The following is a 16151-nucleotide window of genomic DNA, read 5'->3' as shown; positions in this document are numbered from 1 at the left end:
ACTTTTTCGCACCGGCTATTAGCTAGACTAATACGATGCCCGCGACCGCCACCACACTGCTCAACCGCCTGCTGGCGCGCGGCAAGTTCCGCCATATCCAGATCCTGCTCAAGCTCGCCGAGCTGGGCAGCATCCAGCGCACCGCTGACGCCATTGGCGTCACCCAGTCCTCGGTGACGCAGACGCTGGCCTATCTCGAGGCACTGCTGGAGACGCCACTGTTCCAGCGCCATGCCAAGGGCGTGCATCCGACGCCGGCCTGCCTTGACCTGTTGCCGCTGGCGCGCCAGATGCTGCTGGGCATCCGCGACACGGCCCAGGCGGTGGAGGCGCGCCAGCGCCAGGGCGAAGGCCAAGTGCGGCTGGCGGCATCGATCTCCGCCACCAATGGCTTGCTGATCGACACCTTGTCGGCTTTCCATGTGCGCTGGCCGCAGATCCAGATCCACCTGCGCGAGGCGGAGAACGACGAGCAGTTGCAGGCCATTGCGCGCGGCGAGGTCGATCTCGTGGCCTGCCGGCGCCCGCCGGTCATTCCCGAAGGCTGGGTGTTCCACGCGCTGCTGGAAGACCGGTTTGCGATCGTCTGCCGCGCCGGGCATCCGCTGGCGCGCCGCGGCGCGGCGGACCGCGACGCACTCGAGAGCGCCGTCTGGATGGCCTTGCCCTCGGGTTCGGCCGCGCGCGAGCAGCTCGACAGCATCTCGGCGCGTTGCCGCCAGCCGCTGCAGCTGCATCCCCTGGTCACGCGCACCGCGACCATGCTCTGGTGGCTGCTGCTCAACCATGACCTGCTCACGGTGCTGCCGCTGACCATGCTGCGGCCCTTGCTGCGCAGCGGCGAGATCGTCGAACTGCAGGTGGCCGGCAGCGCGCCGATGGAGCCGCTGGGCCTGCTGCTGCCCGCCGAGCGGCCCACGCCCGCGGCGCAGCAGCTCGGCGATTTCCTGCGCGCGTATTTCAAGGCGTGACGGCCCCTTGCTCTGCGTTGGCCGTAGCATAGGCTTTTGCCCTTGCGAAAGCTTGCATGCCCGTAGAACCCATAGTGATCCAGACCCTGGACGGCCAATGCCCGGCCGATGTATTCACGCCGGAGGGCGCGGGCCCCTGGCCGGCCGTGATCTTCCATGGCGATGCCGGCGGCATGCGCCCGGCCATGCGCGACATGGCCAGGAAGCTGGCCGAGGGCGGCTATGTGGTGCTGCTGCCCGATCTCTACTACCGCTTCGGTCCTTATGCGCCGCTGGTGCCGGCCGAGGTTTTCCAGGGCGATGCGGGTGCGATCCTGGGCCCGCTGATTGCCACCACCGGCACCGACAAGGCCGCGCGCGACACCGACGCGCTGCTGGCCTACCTCGATACCCGCAGCGATGTGGCGGGCCGCCAGGTCGGCGCCGTGGGCTTTTGCATGGGCGCCGGCCTGGCCCTGGCCGCGGCCGCGCGCCATCCGGCGCGCTTTGCCGCCGTGGCCAGCTTCCATGGCGGCCGGCTGGCCACCGACGCGCCGGCCAGCCCGCATTGGCTTGTTCCGGCGCTCAAGGCAGAGGTCTACATTGCCAGTGCCGAGAACGATGACAGTTATCCGCCGGCCATGGCGCAGCGCTTCGAGGCGGCGCTGGCGGCGGCGGGCGTGCGCTATGCAAGCGAGCAATACCCCGCGCCCCACGGCTGGATGGTGCCCGACTTCCCGGTGCATGACGCAGCCTGCGCCGAGCGCGGCTGGCAGGCCTTGCTGGCGCTGTTGGCGCGCACACTGCGCGGCTGAAGGCCATCAGCTCAGGGGCGCGGCGCGCAGTGCATCGAGCACCAGCGAGAACGCGGGCGAAGGCTGACGCCGGCTCGGATAGTAGAGATGGAAACCCGGCAGCAGCGGGCACCAGTCCTCGAGCACGCGCAGCAACTGGCCTTGGGCGAAATGCGGCGCGAACTCTTGCTCGGGCAGATGCGCCAGGCCCAGGCCGGCCAAGGCCGCGTCGACGATGCCGGGCGTGGTGTTGAAGATGGTCTGGCCCTCGACGCGCACGTTCAGCGGCTTGCCGCGGCGCTCGAAATCCCAGGTGAACAGCCCGCCCGCGGTCTGCATGCGCTGGTTGATGCAATTGTGGCCGGTGAGATCGCGCGGCGTCTTCGGCACCGAGTGCTGTTCGAAGTAGGCCGGCGAACCGGCGACCGCCATGCGAAACGGTGCGCTGATGGCGACCGCGATCATGTCCTTGTCGATGGTGCCGCCCAGGCGCACACCGGCGTCGAAGCGGTCGGCGACGATATCGCGCAGCGCGTAGTTGACATCGAACTCCATCTGGATGTCGGGGTAGTCGCGCAGCAGCGGCGTGAGCTTGGGCAGCAGCACGCCGCGCAGCACCTGCTCGCCGCAGGTGATGCGCACCCGGCCCGCGGGCTTGTTGCGCAGCGCCGTCAGCGCGTCGAGTTCGACTTCGATCTCGTCGAAGCGCTGGCCCAGCGTTGCCAGCAGGCGCTCGCCCGCGGCGGTGAGCGAGACGCTGCGCGTGGTGCGCGTCAGCAGCCGGATCTCCAGGCGCGACTCGAGCCCGCCGATGGCCTGGCTCAGCGCCGACTGCGTCACGCCCAGCACCGACGCGGCGCGCGTGAAGCTGCCCTCGCGCGCCACCGTCACGAACGACAGCAGGTCGTTGAAGTTGCGCCTGAGCATGCGGCAGCTCAGCGCGCTGGGCGTTCCAGCCGGCGCACCGGCAGGCTGCGCACGCGCTCGCCGGTGGCGGCGAAGATGGCATTGCACAGCGCCGGCGCCACGGGCGGCACGGGCGGCTCGCCCACGCCGCCCGGCGGCAGCGCGTGGTTGTCGTTGACCAGGTGGGTGCGCAGCACGCGCGGCGCGGCCGCGTGGCGCAGCACTTCGTAGTCGTGGAAGTTGCTCTGCTGCACGCGCCCCTGCGCAAAGCTGATCTCGCTGCTGAGCGCCAGGCCCAGGCCCATGATCGCGCCGCCTTCGAGTTGGGCGCGGATGCGCTCGGGGTTGATCTGCGGGCCGCAGTCGATGGCCATGTCGACGGCCACGACCTTGATCTCGCCCTGCGCATCGACGGCGACTTCGACGACCGTCGCGGTGTAGCTCAGAAAGCTGTAGCAGAACGCGAGGCCCAGGCCATGGCCCGGGGGCAGGCTGCGGCCCCAGCCCGCGCCCTGGCATGCGGCCTCGATCACGCCGCGCAGCCGGCCGGTGTCATAGGGGTAGAGCGTGGGCGACTCGCTGTAATTCCAGCTGTCGCCCAGCGTGGTCGGGTCGATGCTGCGCGCCGGGCCGATCAACTCGAGCGCGAACTGGCGGTGGTCGCGGCCCGCGCGGTGCGCGAGCTCGGCAATGAAGCACTGCGCGGCAAACGCATGCGGGATGTTGGCCACCGAGCGGAACCAGCCGATGCGCGTGTGCGCCGCGACTTCGGCGGTTTCCACGCGCACATGGGGAATGCGGTAGGGCATGTTGATGGCCGACATCGCCGACTCGAACAGCTGCTGGCCCTTGGCGCCCACGCTGAACAGCGAGGCAATGGTCGGCGCGGCGCTGCGGTGCAGCCACGACTGGACCTGGGCCCTGTCGTCCATGACGGCTTCGAGCCGCTCCACCGATACGGTATGCAGATAGTCGTGCTGCAGATCGTCCTCGCGCGTCCACACCAGCTTGACCGGCGTGCCCGCGGGCAGGGCCTGGGCGACGATCGCGGCTTCGTCGACGAAGTCGGGCTTGGACTTGCGCCCGAAGCCGCCGCCCAGCAGCAGTACATGGACCTTGACGTGCTCGGGCTTGAGCTGGAGCCGGGCCGCCACCGCCGACTGGGCGGCCGCGGGGTTCTGGACCGAGGTCCAGACTTCGGCGCGCCCGCCCTGGAGGCACACCGTGGCGACCGGCGGCTCCATCGAGGCATGCGCCAGATGCGGCACATGGTATTCGGCCGCGAAGCGCGCGCTCTCGGGCGCGTCGGACCAGATGCGCGCGGCATCGCCGGCATTGCGCATGGTCTTGCCCGGTGCGCGTGCCGCCGCCTCCAACGTCTGGCGATAGGCCGCCGAATCGTAGTCGGCGTTGGGCCCGTCGTCCCAGTCGATTTCCAGCGCCGCGCGGCCTTGCAGCGCCGACCAGGTATTGCGTGCCACCACGGCCACGCCGCCCAGCGGCTGAAAACCGGGCGCACCGGCCAGCGCCGGGATCTCGACCACCTGCAGCACGCCTGGCACCGTCAGGGCCTTGGACGAATCCACGCGCCTGGGCTTGCCGCCCAGCACCGGCGGGCGCGCCACCACCGCATAGACCATGCCCGGCAGGCGCAGGTCCATGCCATAGCTCGCCTGGCCCTGCCCGATGGCTTCGAGGTCGGTGGCGCGCACCTGTCCCTTGCCGATGTAGCGGAACTCGGCGCGTGCCTTGAGCCGCAGCGTATCGGCGGCGGGCACGGGCAAGCGGGCCGCGGCGGCCGCGAGTTCGCCATAGCCCAGGCGCCGCCCGCTGGGCGCATGCAGCACCGCGTGCTGCACGGCGCGCACTTCGGCCACCGGCACCGACCAGTGCGCGGCGGCCGCGGCCTCGAGCATCTGGCGCGCGGCCGCGCCGACGCGGCGCATCGGCAGCAGGAAGTGGCGCACGCTGCGCGAGCCGTCGACATTCTGGTTGCCATAGCGCGCCTCGTTGGCTTCGGCCTGCACGATGCGCACGCGCTCCCAGACGGCTTCCATCTCATCGGCCACCACCATCGGCAGGCTGGTGCGCACGCCGGTGCCCATTTCGGCGCGGTGCGCGACGATGGTCACGGTGCCGTCGCTGGCGATCGAGACAAACGCCAGCGGATTGTCGACGGTGCCGCCGGGCATGGTGTCGGCGCCATACTTCGCGGGCTTGGCTTCGGCGGCGCTGGCGCTGCGCACCAGGCCGTCGGCGCCCACGGCCAACGTCAGCGCGGCCAGGCCGCCTTGCAGGAAACCGCGGCGCGAGACAGGAAAGAGGGCGCTCATTTACACGCCTCCCCGTGCCAGCCGGCCGGCGGCCTGCTGGATCGCGGCGCGGATGCGCGCATAGGTGCCGCAGCGGCAGATATTGCCGCTCATGGCTTCGTCGATCTCGCTGTCGCTGGGCTGCGGCGTGGTTTTGAGCAGGTTCACGGCGCTCATGATCTGGCCGGCCTGGCAGTAGCCGCACTGGGCCACGTTGTTCTCGACCCAGGCGCGCTGCACGACAGCGCCGACGCGGTCCTGCGCCATGGCTTCGATGGTCGCCACGGCGCGCCCGGCGACCACCGAGACCGGCGTGACGCAGGCACGCACCGGCGCGCCATCGACATGCACCGTGCAGGCGCCGCACAGCGCCATGCCGCAGCCGAACTTGGTGCCGGTCATGCCGAGCTCGTCGCGCAGCACCCAGAGCAAGGGCATGTCTTCGGGCACATCGATGTCTTTGGCTTGACCGTTGACTTGCAGTCTTGTCATGGCGGGATCCTGGCGAAATGAAGGGGGAGGGCGCGCCGCGCTGCGCGCACCGGAGGCCGCATTATTTGCCGGGTCGTTCATTAGTGCAGCTAATAGACCCAGTCAGTATTCATGGGCTGGCATCGAGCTGCGGCGCGAGCACCCCGGCCATCCAGTTCAGGCAGGCCGCCACGCGCGGCGCGAGCTGCCGGCGGTGCGGATAGAGCAGCGCCACCGGCATCGGCGCGGGCGTGAACTCGGGCAGCACCGCGACCAGCCGTCCCTGGTCGAGCAGATGCTGCGCACCGCGCAGCGGCGCCTGGATCAGGCCCAGCCCGGCCAGGCAGGCCGCCTGGTACGCATCCGTGCCATTGACCACCAGGCTGCAGCGCATGGGGTGCACCCGGTTCTGCGCGCCGTCGCGGTACTCCCAGCCCGCGCCCTGCAGTCCCAGCGTGCCCGCATAGTGGACCAGACTATGCCGGTCGAGATCGGCGAGGCAGCGCGGCGTGCCGTGCGCGGCAAGATAGGCCGGGCTGGCGAGATTGCACATTGCCATCGCACCCAGCGGCCGCGCGATCAGCTCGGTGCTGGCCAGCGTGCCGATGCGCAGCACGCAGTCGAAGCCGTCTTGCACCGGATCCACGCGCTGGTCGCTGGTGCTGATGCCGATCTGCAGCAGCGGATGGGCGGCGAGGAATTCCGGCAGGCGCGGAATGATCAGGTCGCGCGCCAGCGCATGCGGCAGATCGATGCGCAGCCGCCCGCGCAGGCCGTTGGCCGCGGGCTGGAACATGGCTTGCAGCTGCTCGGCATCGGCGAGCAGCGCCTCGCAGCGCGCGAGAAACTGCTGGCCATCGCTGGTCAGCCGCACCTGGCGCGTGGTGCGCTGCAGCAGGCGCGTGCCCAGCTGCACTTCGAGCCGCTGCACGGCCGCCGATACGCGGCTTTTGGTCAGGCCCAACTGCTGCGCGGCCTGGGTGAAGCTGCCCAGCGCGGCAACGCGGCAGAAGATGCGTAACGCGTGGAGATCCATGGCGCGATTGTATGGATTGAGTGGACAGTGTAATAGGTATTTGCGTGTTTATCCGCTGGCGCAGAACACCTAGAGTCAAGCCTTCTTCCACCCGCCAGCGAGATTTCCCATGACCACCGCTTCTCCCCGCATTGCCTTGATCACCGGCGCCAGCCGCGGACTGGGCCGCAGCGCCGCGCTGCATCTGGCCGCACAAGGCGTGCAGCTGATCCTCACCTACAAAGACAACGCCGCCGCGGCGCACGAACTGGTCGCGCAGATCGCGGCCCAGGGCAGCCGCGCCGTGGCGCTGCGCCTCGATGTCGGCGGCAGCCAGGGCTTTGCGGCGTTTGCCGGCCAGGTGCGGCGCGCCCTTGCCGACACCTGGCAGCGCGAACGCTTCGACTATCTGGTGAACAACGCGGGCATGGGCTTCACGGCAGCGGTTGCCGAGACCACCGAGGCGCAGTTCGATCTGCTGGCCGATGTCCATCTCAAGGGCCCGTTCTTCCTGACGCAGCAACTGCTGCCCTTGATCGCCGACGGCGGGCGCATCGTCAATACCTCGTCAGGGCTGGCGCGTTTCAGCTTTCCGGGCTACGCCGCCTACGCCATGATGAAGGGCGGCATCGAGGTGCTGACGCGCTATCTGGCCAAGGAGCTCGGGCCGCGCGGCATCACGGTGAACACCATCGCGCCGGGCGCGATTGAAACCGACTTCGGCGGCGGCACGGTGCGCGACAACGCGCAGGTGAATGCGCACCTGCGCGGCCTCACGGCGCTGGGCCGCGTCGGCCTGCCCGACGATATCGGCGGCGCCGTCGCCGCGCTGCTGTCCGACGGCAACCGCTGGATCACGGGCCAGCGCATCGAGGTCTCGGGCGGCATGATGCTCTGAGCTAAACTCGGCGGCTGTTACTGCATAACATCCGCACGCCATGCCGCCAGCCACCCACCCGCCCACTCCTGCGTTGACCCGGCACCAGAGCCTGGTGCTCGGTGCGCTGGCGCGCGAGGACGCGCCGGCCAGCGCCTATGCGCTGCTGTCGCACCTGCAGGGCGAGGGCCTGCGCGCGCCGCAGCAGGTCTACCGCGCACTGGACAAGCTGATCGAGTATGGGCTGGTGCACCGCGTCGAGACCATGAATGCGTTTGTCGCCTGCGCCCATCCGCATGCGCACGCGCAGGGGCTGGTGGTGTTTGCAATCTGCGACCAGTGCGGCCATGTCGACGAATTCTCCGACAGCGCCATCGAGCAGCGCCTGCAGGGCTGGTCGAGAAGCGCAGGCTTTCGGATGAAGGAGTCCACCGTCGAGCTGCATGGTGACTGCGCGCGTTGCCAGGCAGCCGGCAGTCGCGAAGCGCCCGCCGTGGCCGCCATGCCCGCCGCGCCGGCCGCGAAACCCGCGCGCCGCGCGCGCAAGGCGCCCGGCGCCGGGCCAGCGTAGTTCAGTCCGGCTGGATGCCGGCCTGCTTGACCACCTTGCCCCATTTGTCGAGATCGGACTTGATCAGCGCCGCGTATTCCTGCGGCGTGCCGCCCTGGATCTCGATGCCCGCGGCCTCGAGCTTGCTGCGCACGTCGGGCAGCTTGAGCGCGGCGTTGATCTCGGCATTGAGCCTGGCGACGATGGCCTTGGGCGTGCCGGCCGGCGCCAGGAAGCCGCCGTTCGAGTTGGCGTCGTAATCCCTGAAGCCCTGTTCGCTGGCCGTCGGCACATCGGGCAGCGACTTGCTGCGCTGGCGTGTGGACACCGCGACCGCGCGCACATTGCCGGCCTTGGCCTGGGCCTGGATGGCGCTGATGGTGTCGATATACAGCACGGTGCGCCCGGCCAGCAGGTCGGGGTGCGCGGCCGACGAGCCCTTGTAGGGCACCAGCAGCATCGGCGCGCCGCTGGCCAGGCGGAACATCTCGGCGGCCATCTCCTGCGCGCTGCCGCGCCCCGACGTCGCCACCTTGGCGTCCGCCGGGTGGGCCTTCATCCAGGCCACGAGTTCGGGCAGCGTCTTGGCGGGAATCTGCGGGTAGATCGCGAACACCAGCGGCACCTCATGGGTGTAGACGATGGGCTCGAAGCTTTTTTCCGGATCCCAGCCGAGGTTCTTGAACAGGTACTTGTTGATGTTGTGGCTGCCGCCGACGATGCCGATGGTGTAGCCGTCAGGCGCCGACTTGGCCAGCACTTCGGTGCCCAGGTTGTTCGAGGCGCCGGGGCGGTTGTCGACCACGACGGCCTGGCCCATCGAGGCGCCGATCCTGTCGCCGACGACGCGCGCGATGGTGTCGATGGCGCCGCCGGGCGGCGCCGGCACGATGATCTTGATGGGCCGCGCCGGGTAGGCCTGGGCCGCGGCCAGGGTCGGCGCCAGCGCCAGGGTGGTCGACAGCGCCAGAAGCTTGAGCAGGGTGGTGCGTTGCATGATTTGTCTCCGGTGGTGGTTTTTCTCGGTCTTCTCCAGTGCTGCGGGCGGCAGCGCGCCCCGCGGCACTACGCGCGCTTCACGCGCTTTCCCCGGCCTTCAGCCACGCCCCGCAAAGGGCATGGCGCTGGCCATGATGGTCATGTTCAGGATGTTGGCCGCCAGTGGCAGCACGGCGACATGGCGCACCGCGTCGGCGACATGGCGGGCGTCCATCATCGGCTCGGGCGCGGTGCTGCCATCGGCCTGCAGCACGCCGCGCGTCATGCGCTCGGACATCTCGGTCAGCGCATTGCCGATATCGATCTGGCTGGCCACGATGTTCCAGGCCCGCCCGTCCAAGGCCAGGGCTTTCGTCAGACCCGTGACCGCATGCTTGCTGAGCGTGTAGGGCGCGGTGAACGGGCGCGGCGTGTGCGCCGAGATCGAGCCGTTGTTGATGATGCGGCCGCCCTGCGGCATTTGGCGGCGCATCAGCCCGAAGGCGGCGCGCGCGCACAGGAACATGCCGGTCACGTTGGTGTCGAGCACGCTGAACCATCGCTCCAGCGGCAGCTCGTCGATCGGCAGCGCCGGGGCGTTGACGCCGGCATTGTTGAACAGCAGGTCAAGCCGGCCGAAGCGCTGCTCGATGGCGGCAAACAGCGCTTCGACGCTGTCCGGCTGGGTGACGTCGGTGGGCACGGCCAGCGCGGTCTGCCCGCGCGCCGCGGCTTCGCTTTCCAGTGCCTGCAGCGGCTCTGCGCGGCGGCCCGCGAGCACGACGCTCCAGCCGTCTTCAAGCAGGGCCAGCGCGGCGGCGCGGCCGACGCCGCTGCCGGCGCCGGTGACCAGCGCGATGCGTTCGGAGGGGGGAAGGTTCAAGGCACAAGCTCCTGGTGGGTCGAAGAAAGGTCGCGGCGGGCCGGGCCAGGCACGGCGCCCACGGTCATGGAAAATTCGCCGATGCCGGCCACGCCGCCGGTGACGACATCGCCGGGCCAAAGCGCCCCTACGCCCGCGGGCGTACCGGTGAAAACCAGGTCGCCGGGCAGGAGCGTGACCGAGCGCGAGAGCATGGCCAGCAGCTGCGGCACCGGCCACAGCAGCGCGCACAGATCGGCGCGCTGGCGCGCCAGGCCATTGACCTCGAGCCAGATCGCGCCGTGGCCGGGGTGGCCGCAGGCGCTGGCCGGCACCAGCGGCGTGCACGGCGCCGAATGGTCGAAGGCCTTGGCGGGCTCCCAGGGCCCGCCGCTGCGCTTGGCCTGCTGCTGCAGGTCGCGCCGCGTCAGATCGAGGCCCGCGGCATAGCCCCAGACATGCTCCTCGCACACCCGCGCGGGGTCGATGTCGCGCCCGCCGCGGCCGATGGCCACGACCAGCTCGATCTCGTGGCAGAGATCCTGCGTGCCGGGTGGATAGGGCAATTCGCCGTGCGCGGCCATCAGCGCGCTGGCGGGTTTCATGAACCAGGCCGGCATCGCGGCGGGTGCGGCCTCATCCGCGCTCCAGCGGTAGTTGCGGCCGATGCAGAACACGCGCGCGACCGGAAACAGCGCGGCGCTGCCGGCCACGCGCAGGGCCGCCGGCGCGGGTGGCGGGAGGATGAAGTGCGTCATGGCCGGCCTGGGTTCAGGTGGTCAGGCTCATGGCCGGACGTTCGCCGGCGAGCGCCTGCGCAATGCCGGCCAGCACCATCTCGCCCATCGCGGTGCGCGTCTCCCAGGTGGCGCTGGCGCGGTGCGCCTGCAGCGTCACCGCCTCCGACGCGCGCAGGGCCGGCGGCACGCGCGGTTCGTCGACGAACACATCCAGGCCCGCGCCGGCAATGCGGCCCGCGAGCAGCGCGGCCGTGAGATCGGCTTCGTTCACCAGCCGGCCGCGCGCGACGTTGACCAGAAAGCCGCGCGGCCCGAGCGCGTCAAGCACCGCGGCATCGATGATGCCTTCGGCCTGGTCCGCGGCTGCGCACAGCACCAGCGCGTCGGACTGGTGCGCCAGCGCGCGCAGTTCGGGCACAAAACGGTGCGCCACATCGTCCATGGCGCGCAGGTCGGTGTAGCCGATGTCGCAGCCAAACGCCGCGGCGCGCTGCGCCACCGCGCGGCCCACGCGGCCCATGCCGACAATGCCCACGCGCATGCCGCTGAAGCGCCGCGCCAGCGGTAGCGCGCTGGGCTGCGGCTGCAGCTCCCACTGGCCGGCGCGCACGAAGCGGTCGCCCGCGCACAGGTTGCGGCAGGCCGCGATCAGCAGCCCGATGGCCAGATCGGCCACATCCTCGGTCAGCGCGCCCAGCGTGGCCGTGACCGGCAGGCCGCGTGCGCGGCAATAGGCCAGGTCGACCGCATCGGTGCCGACCCCGTTGATCGCCACCACCTTGAGGCCAGGCATCTGTGCGAGCTGGGCCTGCGAAATGCCGGTATGGCCGCCGGTGATCACCGCGTCGATCGACGCGCCGTGTGCGGCCAGCCAGGCCCGCGGGTCCTGCAGCTCATAGTGCTTGTGCACCGTGTAGAGCGCGGCCAATTGTTCGTTGATGGCGGGAACCAGGATCGGATTGAGTTGCAGGACTTGGGGCTTCATGGCACGGAGGAGGGAAGTGTTCTAGCGATGGACCCATCCTAGTTTTCCATTGATCCATGGGTCAATATTGATGTATAAAATCAACATATATAAATGCATAGGTGTTTTCCCATGGCCTCCTGGATCTCGATGAACGCGGCCTGTGCCCAGTTACGCGTGCGGCCGCAGACCGTCTATGCCTATGTCAGCCGCGGCAAGATCGAGGTCATGCCCGATCCGGCCGATACGCGCCGCAGCCTGTACCGCGCCGAGGACGTGGCCGGGCTGGCGAAACGCAAGGAGGCGGGACGCAAGCACGAGACGCTGGCCGCCAACACGCTGTTTGGCGCCGAGCCCAGCATTCCAACGGCGCTCACGGCGTTCTTTCGCGGCCGCCCGTATTACCGCGGCCAGGATGCCGTGGCGCTGGCGGACACGGCCACGCTCGAAGACGTGGCGCGGCTGCTGTGGGACGCGCAGCAAGCCGTGGACTTCACGCCGGGCGCAGGGCCCGGGCCCCGGCGCGCTGCGCCCGCCGGCCGGCTGCAGGCCTTTACCGCGCTGGCCGGCCTGGCGGCCACGGGCCACTCCACGCGCGGGCGTCTCACGCGCGTGCTGCACAGCGAAAGCCAGGCGCTGGTGGGCCAGCTGGCCGCGTCCTTTGGCGCCGCGCCCGGCAGCGCGCCGCTGCACCTGCGCTTCGCGCAGGGCTGGAAGCAATCGCCGCAGGTGGCCGAACTGCTGCGCACGGCGATGGTGTTGCTGGTCGACCATGAGTTGACCAGTTCGGCATTTGCGGCGCGCATCACGGCCTCGACCGGGGCCTCGCTGCCGGCGTGCCTGCTGTCCGGCCTGACCACGCTGTCGGGTCCACTGCATGGCGATGCGTCGGGCCGGGTGCAGGCGCTGTTTGCCGACGTCGAGCGCCAGGGTGCGGAGCAGGTGCTGGAGCAGCATCTGTCGGCCGGCCTGCCGTTTGCGGGCTTCGGCCACCCGATCTATGCCGACGGCGACCCGCGCGCCGCGGCGCTGCTGGCGCGCTTCGAGCCGCCCGAGGCAATTGCGCGCTTCATTGCGCAGGTCACGCGGCTCACCGGCTTGCAGCCGAACATCGACGTCGCGCTGGCCGCGCTGGTGGCGCAGCACCGCTTGCCCGAGGACGCCGCGTTCAGCCTGTTTGCCACGGCGCGCAGCATCGGCCTGCTGGCGCACAGCCTCGAGCAGCTGGGCGTGGCGCAGGTGATCCGGCCGCGCGGGCGCTATGTGGGGGTGGTGCCGCAGCTGGCGCCCGCGACGCCGCGTTCGCCCTGAGGCGGCCGGCCTGCCGGTATGCGCCCGCTACTCAGACCCGGCCCAGCACCGGGATGGCTGCGCCATGCAGCGCGCGCGCCGCGGGCGACGCCAGAAAGCCGATGACATCGGCCAGCGCCGCGGGTGCGACCCAGCTGCCGTGGTCGGCGTCGGGCATGGCGCTGCGGTTGTCCGGCGTGTCGATGATCGAGGGCAGCACGCAGTTGACGTTGATTCCGCGCTCCTTGAGTTCGGCCGACATCGACTCGGTCAGGCGGATCAGCGCGCTTTTCGAGGCCGCATAGGCGCCCATCTGCGCCGTGCCGCGCAGCGCCGCGCCCGCGCCCACGGTGACGACCTGCCCCGCGCCGCGCGCCAGCAGCTGCGGCACGGCCGCCGCGGCCACATTCAGCAGCGTGCGCGCATTCAGGTCCATGAGAAAGTCCCAGGTCTGCGCCGAGGTCTCATGCACTGCCTCGCCCATGCGAAAGCCGCCCGCAAGGTGGCACACGCTGTCGAGGCCGTCGAAATGCGCGCAGGCCTGCTGCACGCTGGCGGCCACGGCGGCGCGGTCCATCAGATCGACCTGGGCCAGCAGCACGCCGGTGTCGCTGCCGTAGTCCGCTTGCAGCGCCTGCACATCGCGGTCGAGCAGCACCAGGCGCGCGCCGCGCTGGCGGAAATGCGCGGCCACGGCACGGCCGAGATGGCCGGCGGCGCCGGTGATGAGCACGGTCTGCGGGTTCTGGTTCATTGCCTGTCTCCTTGTGTGGCCCCGATGTTAGCCGCAGCGCGGCCCGCGCCAGGCCGGGTCAGTGGCCGGCTTGTTGCCGGTCCAGCGCCTGCACCTCGACTTCGACCTTGACGTTGAACGCCAGCCCGGCCTGCACCAGGCTGCGCACCGGGTACTTGCCGCCATCGAAGTAGCCCGCGTAGACCGCGTTGAAGGCAGCAAAGTCGGCCAGGTCGGAGAGCCACACATTGACCTTGACCACATCGTGGATCGAGCTGCCGACCTGCTCCAGCGTGCGGCAGACGCTGTCCATCACGGCCTGGGTCTGTGCGCCGATATCGCCTGCATGCGGCTTGCCCTCGGCGTTGAACGGAATCTGCCCTGACAGCAGCACCCAGCCATTGGCGCGCACGGCGCTGGAAAAGGGAAACGGCCCGGAGGCGGGATAGTGGGTGACAGCGGTCATGTACGAAGCTCCTTGGGGTTGGCCGCGGCATCGCGCCGGGCAAGCCATCGATAACGGCGGGCGCGATAGGGCGCCAGGTCCAGGCACGCTGCCTGTCCTTCGAGCAGGTCGGCAATCGTCTGCGCCGAGCCATGCGCCATGGTCCAGCCCATGGCGCCATGGCCGCAGTTGAGCCACAGCCCCGGCATGCCGCTGGCGCCGAGAAACGGCAGGTTGTCGGGCGTCATCGGCCGCGCGCCCACCCACTGGCGGCGCTGCGCGCCCGCCAGCGACGGCATGATCTGGCGCGCAAAGGCATCGAGCGCCGCAAAGCGCCGTGCGCGGCGCGCCGCGTCGGGCGTGCCGACATCGGCAAACCCCGTGAAACGCACGCTGCGCGGCGCAAACGAGGCCCAGGCAATCTTGTGCGCAATCGATACCGCGCCACGCGTGGGCAGCGCGCCGGCGACGTTTTCATAGCTGATGGAGTAGCCGGCGACGGGAAAGATCGGCAGGTCGATGCCCAAGGGACGCAACAAAGCGCGGGACTGCAGGCCCGCAGCCACCACCACGGCATCGGCGCGGTGCTCGTTGCGGTCGGTGCGCACGCCCACGGCCTGGCCGGCGCGCACCAGCACCTGCTGCACGCGCTCGCTCCAGCGCGCAATGCCGCCGAGCTGCTCGAAGGCCGCCAGCGCCGCACGCGCGTAGCGCGCCGCATCGCCGGTGCCGTCGCGCGGGCTGAACACGCCCTTGGCAAAGCGGATCGCGCTGGCTTCGAGCAGCGGCTCGCACTGCAGCAGCGCTGGTGCATCCAGCGTCTCGAAGGGCTCGCCAGCGGCCTGCAGCAGGCGGGCGTCGTGCGCGCCGGGTGTGTCCGCGGCACCATAGAGGTAGACGATGCCCGCATGCCGGCCGCCATAGGTCTCGGGCGGCAGGGCCTGGGGCTGGAATTGGCAGTCGCGCGAGTACGCCGACAGCGCCAGTGCAGCACGTGAATTCTCGAGCCAGCGCGCCTCGGTGCCCTCGCGCGCGAACAGCCAGCCCCAGCGCCACAGCGCGGGACTGAGCGGCGCGCAGATGCCCAGGCCGTCGCTCCTGCCCAGCAGCGACTGCAGCGCCACGCGGACTATGCCCGGCTCGGCCCAGCTGAAGCAGTGGCCGGGCGAGATCAGCCCGGCGTTGGCATGGCTGGCGCCGGTCGCGGGCTCCGCGCCAGCGTCGAGCAGCATCACTTCATGGCCGCGCCGGCGCAGCGCCAGCGCCGTGCAGGTGCCGACCACGCCGGCGCCAATGACCAGGACTTTCATCAAGAAACCACTTCACGGTGCATCAAGGAGCCCGGCGCAGCAGCGCGGGCACGGTTGCCTGCGGTCTTGACGCGCAAGCTGCGGGCGCCGCAAGTGTAGAGCAAGGATTTGCGAATACGCAAATTATTGCATCCCGTGCGAGGCGCCGGTGCCGGGCGTTCGTGCGGGCGGCAAGCGCGCGCCGCAATGGCAAAATGGCGCAGTGAACCATCCCGCCATCTCCGCTGCGACGCGTGCGCAGCAACTCGACCCGGCCACGCTCGGCCAGCGCCTGCGCCATGCGCGCAAGCAGCTGGGCTGGACGCTGGCCGGGCTTGGCGAGCGCGCCGGGGTATCGATCACCACCATCTCGCGTGCCGAGCGCGGCCAGCTGGCGCTGGGTTACGAGAACCTGGCGGCGCTGGCGCGCGCGCTGGGCATGGACCTGGGCACGCTGTTTGCCAACGCGGACCGCGCCGGCGCGGGCGCTGCCAGCGGCCCGGTAGTGACGCGCGCCGGCGAGGGCGTGGTCTACCGCGGCTTGTCGCTGTCCTATGAGTTCCTGGCCACGGGCGTGGATGCCAAGCCGATCACGCCGATGCTGGGCACGGTGCATGCGCGCACCTTCAACGGCCCGCAGGACTTCGCGCGCCATCCGGGGGCCGAGTTCGTGCATGTGCTGTCGGGCGCGATCTGCGTGCACTTCGAGAACGGCGAGCAGGTGCGGCTCGCGCGCGGCGATTCGCTGTATTTCGACAGCCGCCTGGGTCATGCCTATGTCACCGTGAGCCGCCAGTTGGCGCGCATCGTCGGCGTCAGCACCAACGAGAGCGAGCTGATGGCGCGCGCGCGCCAGGGTGCGCAATCGGCTTGAGCCGGCGCGGGGCGGCGCCTGCCGCGGCGCGGCATGTTTGTTGCGTGTAAGCAAAAACCAGAATGGCTGGCTGCGTGGATCTGCGCGACAATTTTGCGTTT

Annotated in this window: 17 protein-coding genes; 6 read left to right on the top strand and 11 right to left on the bottom strand. The window is 70.3% G+C overall.

All coding sequences use genetic code 11. From position 1 onward, the window contains the following. Positions 1 to 35 precede the first annotated feature (35 nt). On the top strand, positions 36 to 971 hold the full coding sequence (locus HUK68_RS19720) for a LysR family transcriptional regulator (RefSeq protein ID WP_175505961.1): 936 nt from the start codon (positions 36 to 38) through the stop codon (positions 969 to 971). Between the two features lie 56 nt (positions 972 to 1027). Continuing rightward, positions 1028 to 1765 carry a dienelactone hydrolase family protein gene (locus HUK68_RS19715; RefSeq protein WP_175505960.1) on the top strand — a complete coding sequence of 246 codons (738 nt, stop codon included), beginning with the start codon at positions 1028 to 1030 and terminating at the stop codon, positions 1763 to 1765. A 6-nt stretch (positions 1766 to 1771) separates the two neighbouring features. Here the strand turns inward: HUK68_RS19715 and HUK68_RS19710 are convergent, their stop codons facing one another. The 4 genes from HUK68_RS19710 to HUK68_RS19695 form a co-directional block, all read right to left on the bottom strand. Then, positions 1772 to 2671, bottom strand: a complete 900-nt coding sequence (locus HUK68_RS19710) for a LysR family transcriptional regulator (RefSeq protein WP_175505959.1) — start codon at positions 2669 to 2671, stop codon at positions 1772 to 1774. An 8-nt stretch (positions 2672 to 2679) separates the two neighbouring features. Further along, positions 2680 to 4983, bottom strand: a complete 2304-nt coding sequence (locus HUK68_RS19705; protein ID WP_175505958.1) for a xanthine dehydrogenase family protein molybdopterin-binding subunit — start codon at positions 4981 to 4983, stop codon at positions 2680 to 2682. Next, positions 4984 to 5454 (bottom strand): (2Fe-2S)-binding protein, encoded by a 471-nt coding sequence (locus tag HUK68_RS19700; RefSeq protein ID WP_175505957.1) that lies wholly within the window; start codon positions 5452 to 5454, stop codon positions 4984 to 4986. It abuts the gene before it with no gap. A gap of 109 nt (positions 5455 to 5563) precedes the next feature. Then, positions 5564 to 6469, bottom strand: coding sequence for a LysR family transcriptional regulator (locus HUK68_RS19695; protein WP_175505956.1), 906 nt, complete (start codon positions 6467 to 6469; stop codon positions 5564 to 5566). 109 nt (positions 6470 to 6578) lie between these two features. Between HUK68_RS19695 and HUK68_RS19690 the strand changes: the two genes are divergently transcribed. Next, complete coding sequence (locus HUK68_RS19690) at positions 6579 to 7346, top strand: SDR family NAD(P)-dependent oxidoreductase (RefSeq protein WP_175505955.1); 768 nt, start codon at positions 6579 to 6581, stop codon at positions 7344 to 7346. Between the two features lie 40 nt (positions 7347 to 7386). Further along, positions 7387 to 7896: a Fur family transcriptional regulator gene (locus tag HUK68_RS19685; RefSeq protein WP_175505954.1), complete on the top strand. Its 510-nt coding sequence runs from the start codon at positions 7387 to 7389 to the stop codon at positions 7894 to 7896. Position 7897: 1 nt separating this feature from the next. On the opposite strand, the gene HUK68_RS19680 is transcribed toward HUK68_RS19685, so the two are convergent. The 4 genes from HUK68_RS19680 to HUK68_RS19665 form a co-directional block, all read right to left on the bottom strand. Continuing rightward, positions 7898 to 8872, bottom strand: a complete 975-nt coding sequence (locus HUK68_RS19680; protein ID WP_175505953.1) for a Bug family tripartite tricarboxylate transporter substrate binding protein — start codon at positions 8870 to 8872, stop codon at positions 7898 to 7900. A gap of 99 nt (positions 8873 to 8971) precedes the next feature. Then, positions 8972 to 9736, bottom strand: coding sequence for an SDR family oxidoreductase (locus HUK68_RS19675; protein WP_175505952.1), 765 nt, complete (start codon positions 9734 to 9736; stop codon positions 8972 to 8974). Next, positions 9733 to 10473 (bottom strand): fumarylacetoacetate hydrolase family protein, encoded by a 741-nt coding sequence (locus HUK68_RS19670; protein WP_175505951.1) that lies wholly within the window; start codon positions 10471 to 10473, stop codon positions 9733 to 9735. The genes HUK68_RS19675 and HUK68_RS19670 overlap by 4 nt, the downstream gene beginning before the upstream one ends. 13 nt (positions 10474 to 10486) lie before the next feature. Beyond that, the gene (locus HUK68_RS19665; protein ID WP_175505950.1) at positions 10487 to 11440 is read right to left on the bottom strand and encodes a 2-hydroxyacid dehydrogenase; all 954 of its coding nucleotides are present in this window, start codon (positions 11438 to 11440) and stop codon (positions 10487 to 10489) included. A gap of 111 nt (positions 11441 to 11551) precedes the next feature. Here HUK68_RS19665 and HUK68_RS19660 point away from each other — a divergent pair, with 111 nt between their 5' ends. Continuing rightward, the gene (locus tag HUK68_RS19660; protein ID WP_175505949.1) at positions 11552 to 12730 is read left to right on the top strand and encodes a citrate synthase; all 1179 of its coding nucleotides are present in this window, start codon (positions 11552 to 11554) and stop codon (positions 12728 to 12730) included. A 31-nt stretch (positions 12731 to 12761) separates the two neighbouring features. Here the strand turns inward: HUK68_RS19660 and HUK68_RS19655 are convergent, their stop codons facing one another. From HUK68_RS19655 to HUK68_RS19645, 3 genes are read right to left on the bottom strand one after another with little or no spacing between them, the layout of a single operon-like run. Next, positions 12762 to 13463: an SDR family NAD(P)-dependent oxidoreductase gene (locus HUK68_RS19655; RefSeq protein WP_175505948.1), complete on the bottom strand. Its 702-nt coding sequence runs from the start codon at positions 13461 to 13463 to the stop codon at positions 12762 to 12764. 58 nt (positions 13464 to 13521) lie between these two features. After that, positions 13522 to 13908 carry a RidA family protein gene (locus HUK68_RS19650; RefSeq protein ID WP_175505947.1) on the bottom strand — a complete coding sequence of 129 codons (387 nt, stop codon included), beginning with the start codon at positions 13906 to 13908 and terminating at the stop codon, positions 13522 to 13524. Continuing rightward, entirely contained in the window at positions 13905 to 15197 is a 1293-nt protein-coding gene (locus tag HUK68_RS19645; protein ID WP_175505946.1) for an FAD-dependent oxidoreductase, read from the bottom strand. Before HUK68_RS19645 ends, HUK68_RS19650 begins: the two co-directional genes overlap by 4 nt. A 202-nt stretch (positions 15198 to 15399) precedes the next feature. Between HUK68_RS19645 and HUK68_RS19640 the strand changes: the two genes are divergently transcribed. Then, positions 15400 to 16050 carry a helix-turn-helix domain-containing protein gene (locus tag HUK68_RS19640; RefSeq protein ID WP_175505945.1) on the top strand — a complete coding sequence of 217 codons (651 nt, stop codon included), beginning with the start codon at positions 15400 to 15402 and terminating at the stop codon, positions 16048 to 16050. The last annotated feature ends 101 nt before the right edge of the window (positions 16051 to 16151 follow it).

The organism is Comamonas antarctica (assembly GCF_013363755.1).
In the GTDB taxonomy this organism is placed as follows: domain Bacteria; phylum Pseudomonadota; class Gammaproteobacteria; order Burkholderiales; family Burkholderiaceae_C; genus Comamonas; species Comamonas antarctica.
Note: the sequence above shows the minus strand (reverse complement) of the source record. Positions and strands in the feature narration are given on the sequence as shown.

Excerpts from the sequence above, each read along its gene's own strand:
- HUK68_RS19720 (WP_175505961.1), top strand. The coding sequence starts at position 36 with ATGCCCGCGACCGCCACCACACTGCTCAACCGCCTGCTGGCGCGCGGC.
- HUK68_RS19715 (WP_175505960.1), top strand. The coding sequence starts at position 1,028 with ATGCCCGTAGAACCCATAGTGATCCAGACCCTGGACGGCCAATGCCCG.
- HUK68_RS19710 (WP_175505959.1), bottom strand. The coding sequence starts at position 2,671 with ATGCTCAGGCGCAACTTCAACGACCTGCTGTCGTTCGTGACGGTGGCG.
- HUK68_RS19705 (WP_175505958.1), bottom strand. The coding sequence starts at position 4,983 with ATGAGCGCCCTCTTTCCTGTCTCGCGCCGCGGTTTCCTGCAAGGCGGC.
- HUK68_RS19700 (WP_175505957.1), bottom strand. The coding sequence starts at position 5,454 with ATGACAAGACTGCAAGTCAACGGTCAAGCCAAAGACATCGATGTGCCC.
- HUK68_RS19695 (WP_175505956.1), bottom strand. The coding sequence starts at position 6,469 with ATGGATCTCCACGCGTTACGCATCTTCTGCCGCGTTGCCGCGCTGGGC.
- HUK68_RS19690 (WP_175505955.1), top strand. The coding sequence starts at position 6,579 with ATGACCACCGCTTCTCCCCGCATTGCCTTGATCACCGGCGCCAGCCGC.
- HUK68_RS19685 (WP_175505954.1), top strand. The coding sequence starts at position 7,387 with ATGCCGCCAGCCACCCACCCGCCCACTCCTGCGTTGACCCGGCACCAG.
- HUK68_RS19680 (WP_175505953.1), bottom strand. The coding sequence starts at position 8,872 with ATGCAACGCACCACCCTGCTCAAGCTTCTGGCGCTGTCGACCACCCTG.
- HUK68_RS19670 (WP_175505951.1), bottom strand. The coding sequence starts at position 10,473 with ATGACGCACTTCATCCTCCCGCCACCCGCGCCGGCGGCCCTGCGCGTG.
- HUK68_RS19665 (WP_175505950.1), bottom strand. The coding sequence starts at position 11,440 with ATGAAGCCCCAAGTCCTGCAACTCAATCCGATCCTGGTTCCCGCCATC.
- HUK68_RS19660 (WP_175505949.1), top strand. The coding sequence starts at position 11,552 with ATGGCCTCCTGGATCTCGATGAACGCGGCCTGTGCCCAGTTACGCGTG.
- HUK68_RS19655 (WP_175505948.1), bottom strand. The coding sequence starts at position 13,463 with ATGAACCAGAACCCGCAGACCGTGCTCATCACCGGCGCCGCCGGCCAT.
- HUK68_RS19650 (WP_175505947.1), bottom strand. The coding sequence starts at position 13,908 with ATGACCGCTGTCACCCACTATCCCGCCTCCGGGCCGTTTCCCTTTTCC.
- HUK68_RS19645 (WP_175505946.1), bottom strand. The coding sequence starts at position 15,197 with ATGAAAGTCCTGGTCATTGGCGCCGGCGTGGTCGGCACCTGCACGGCG.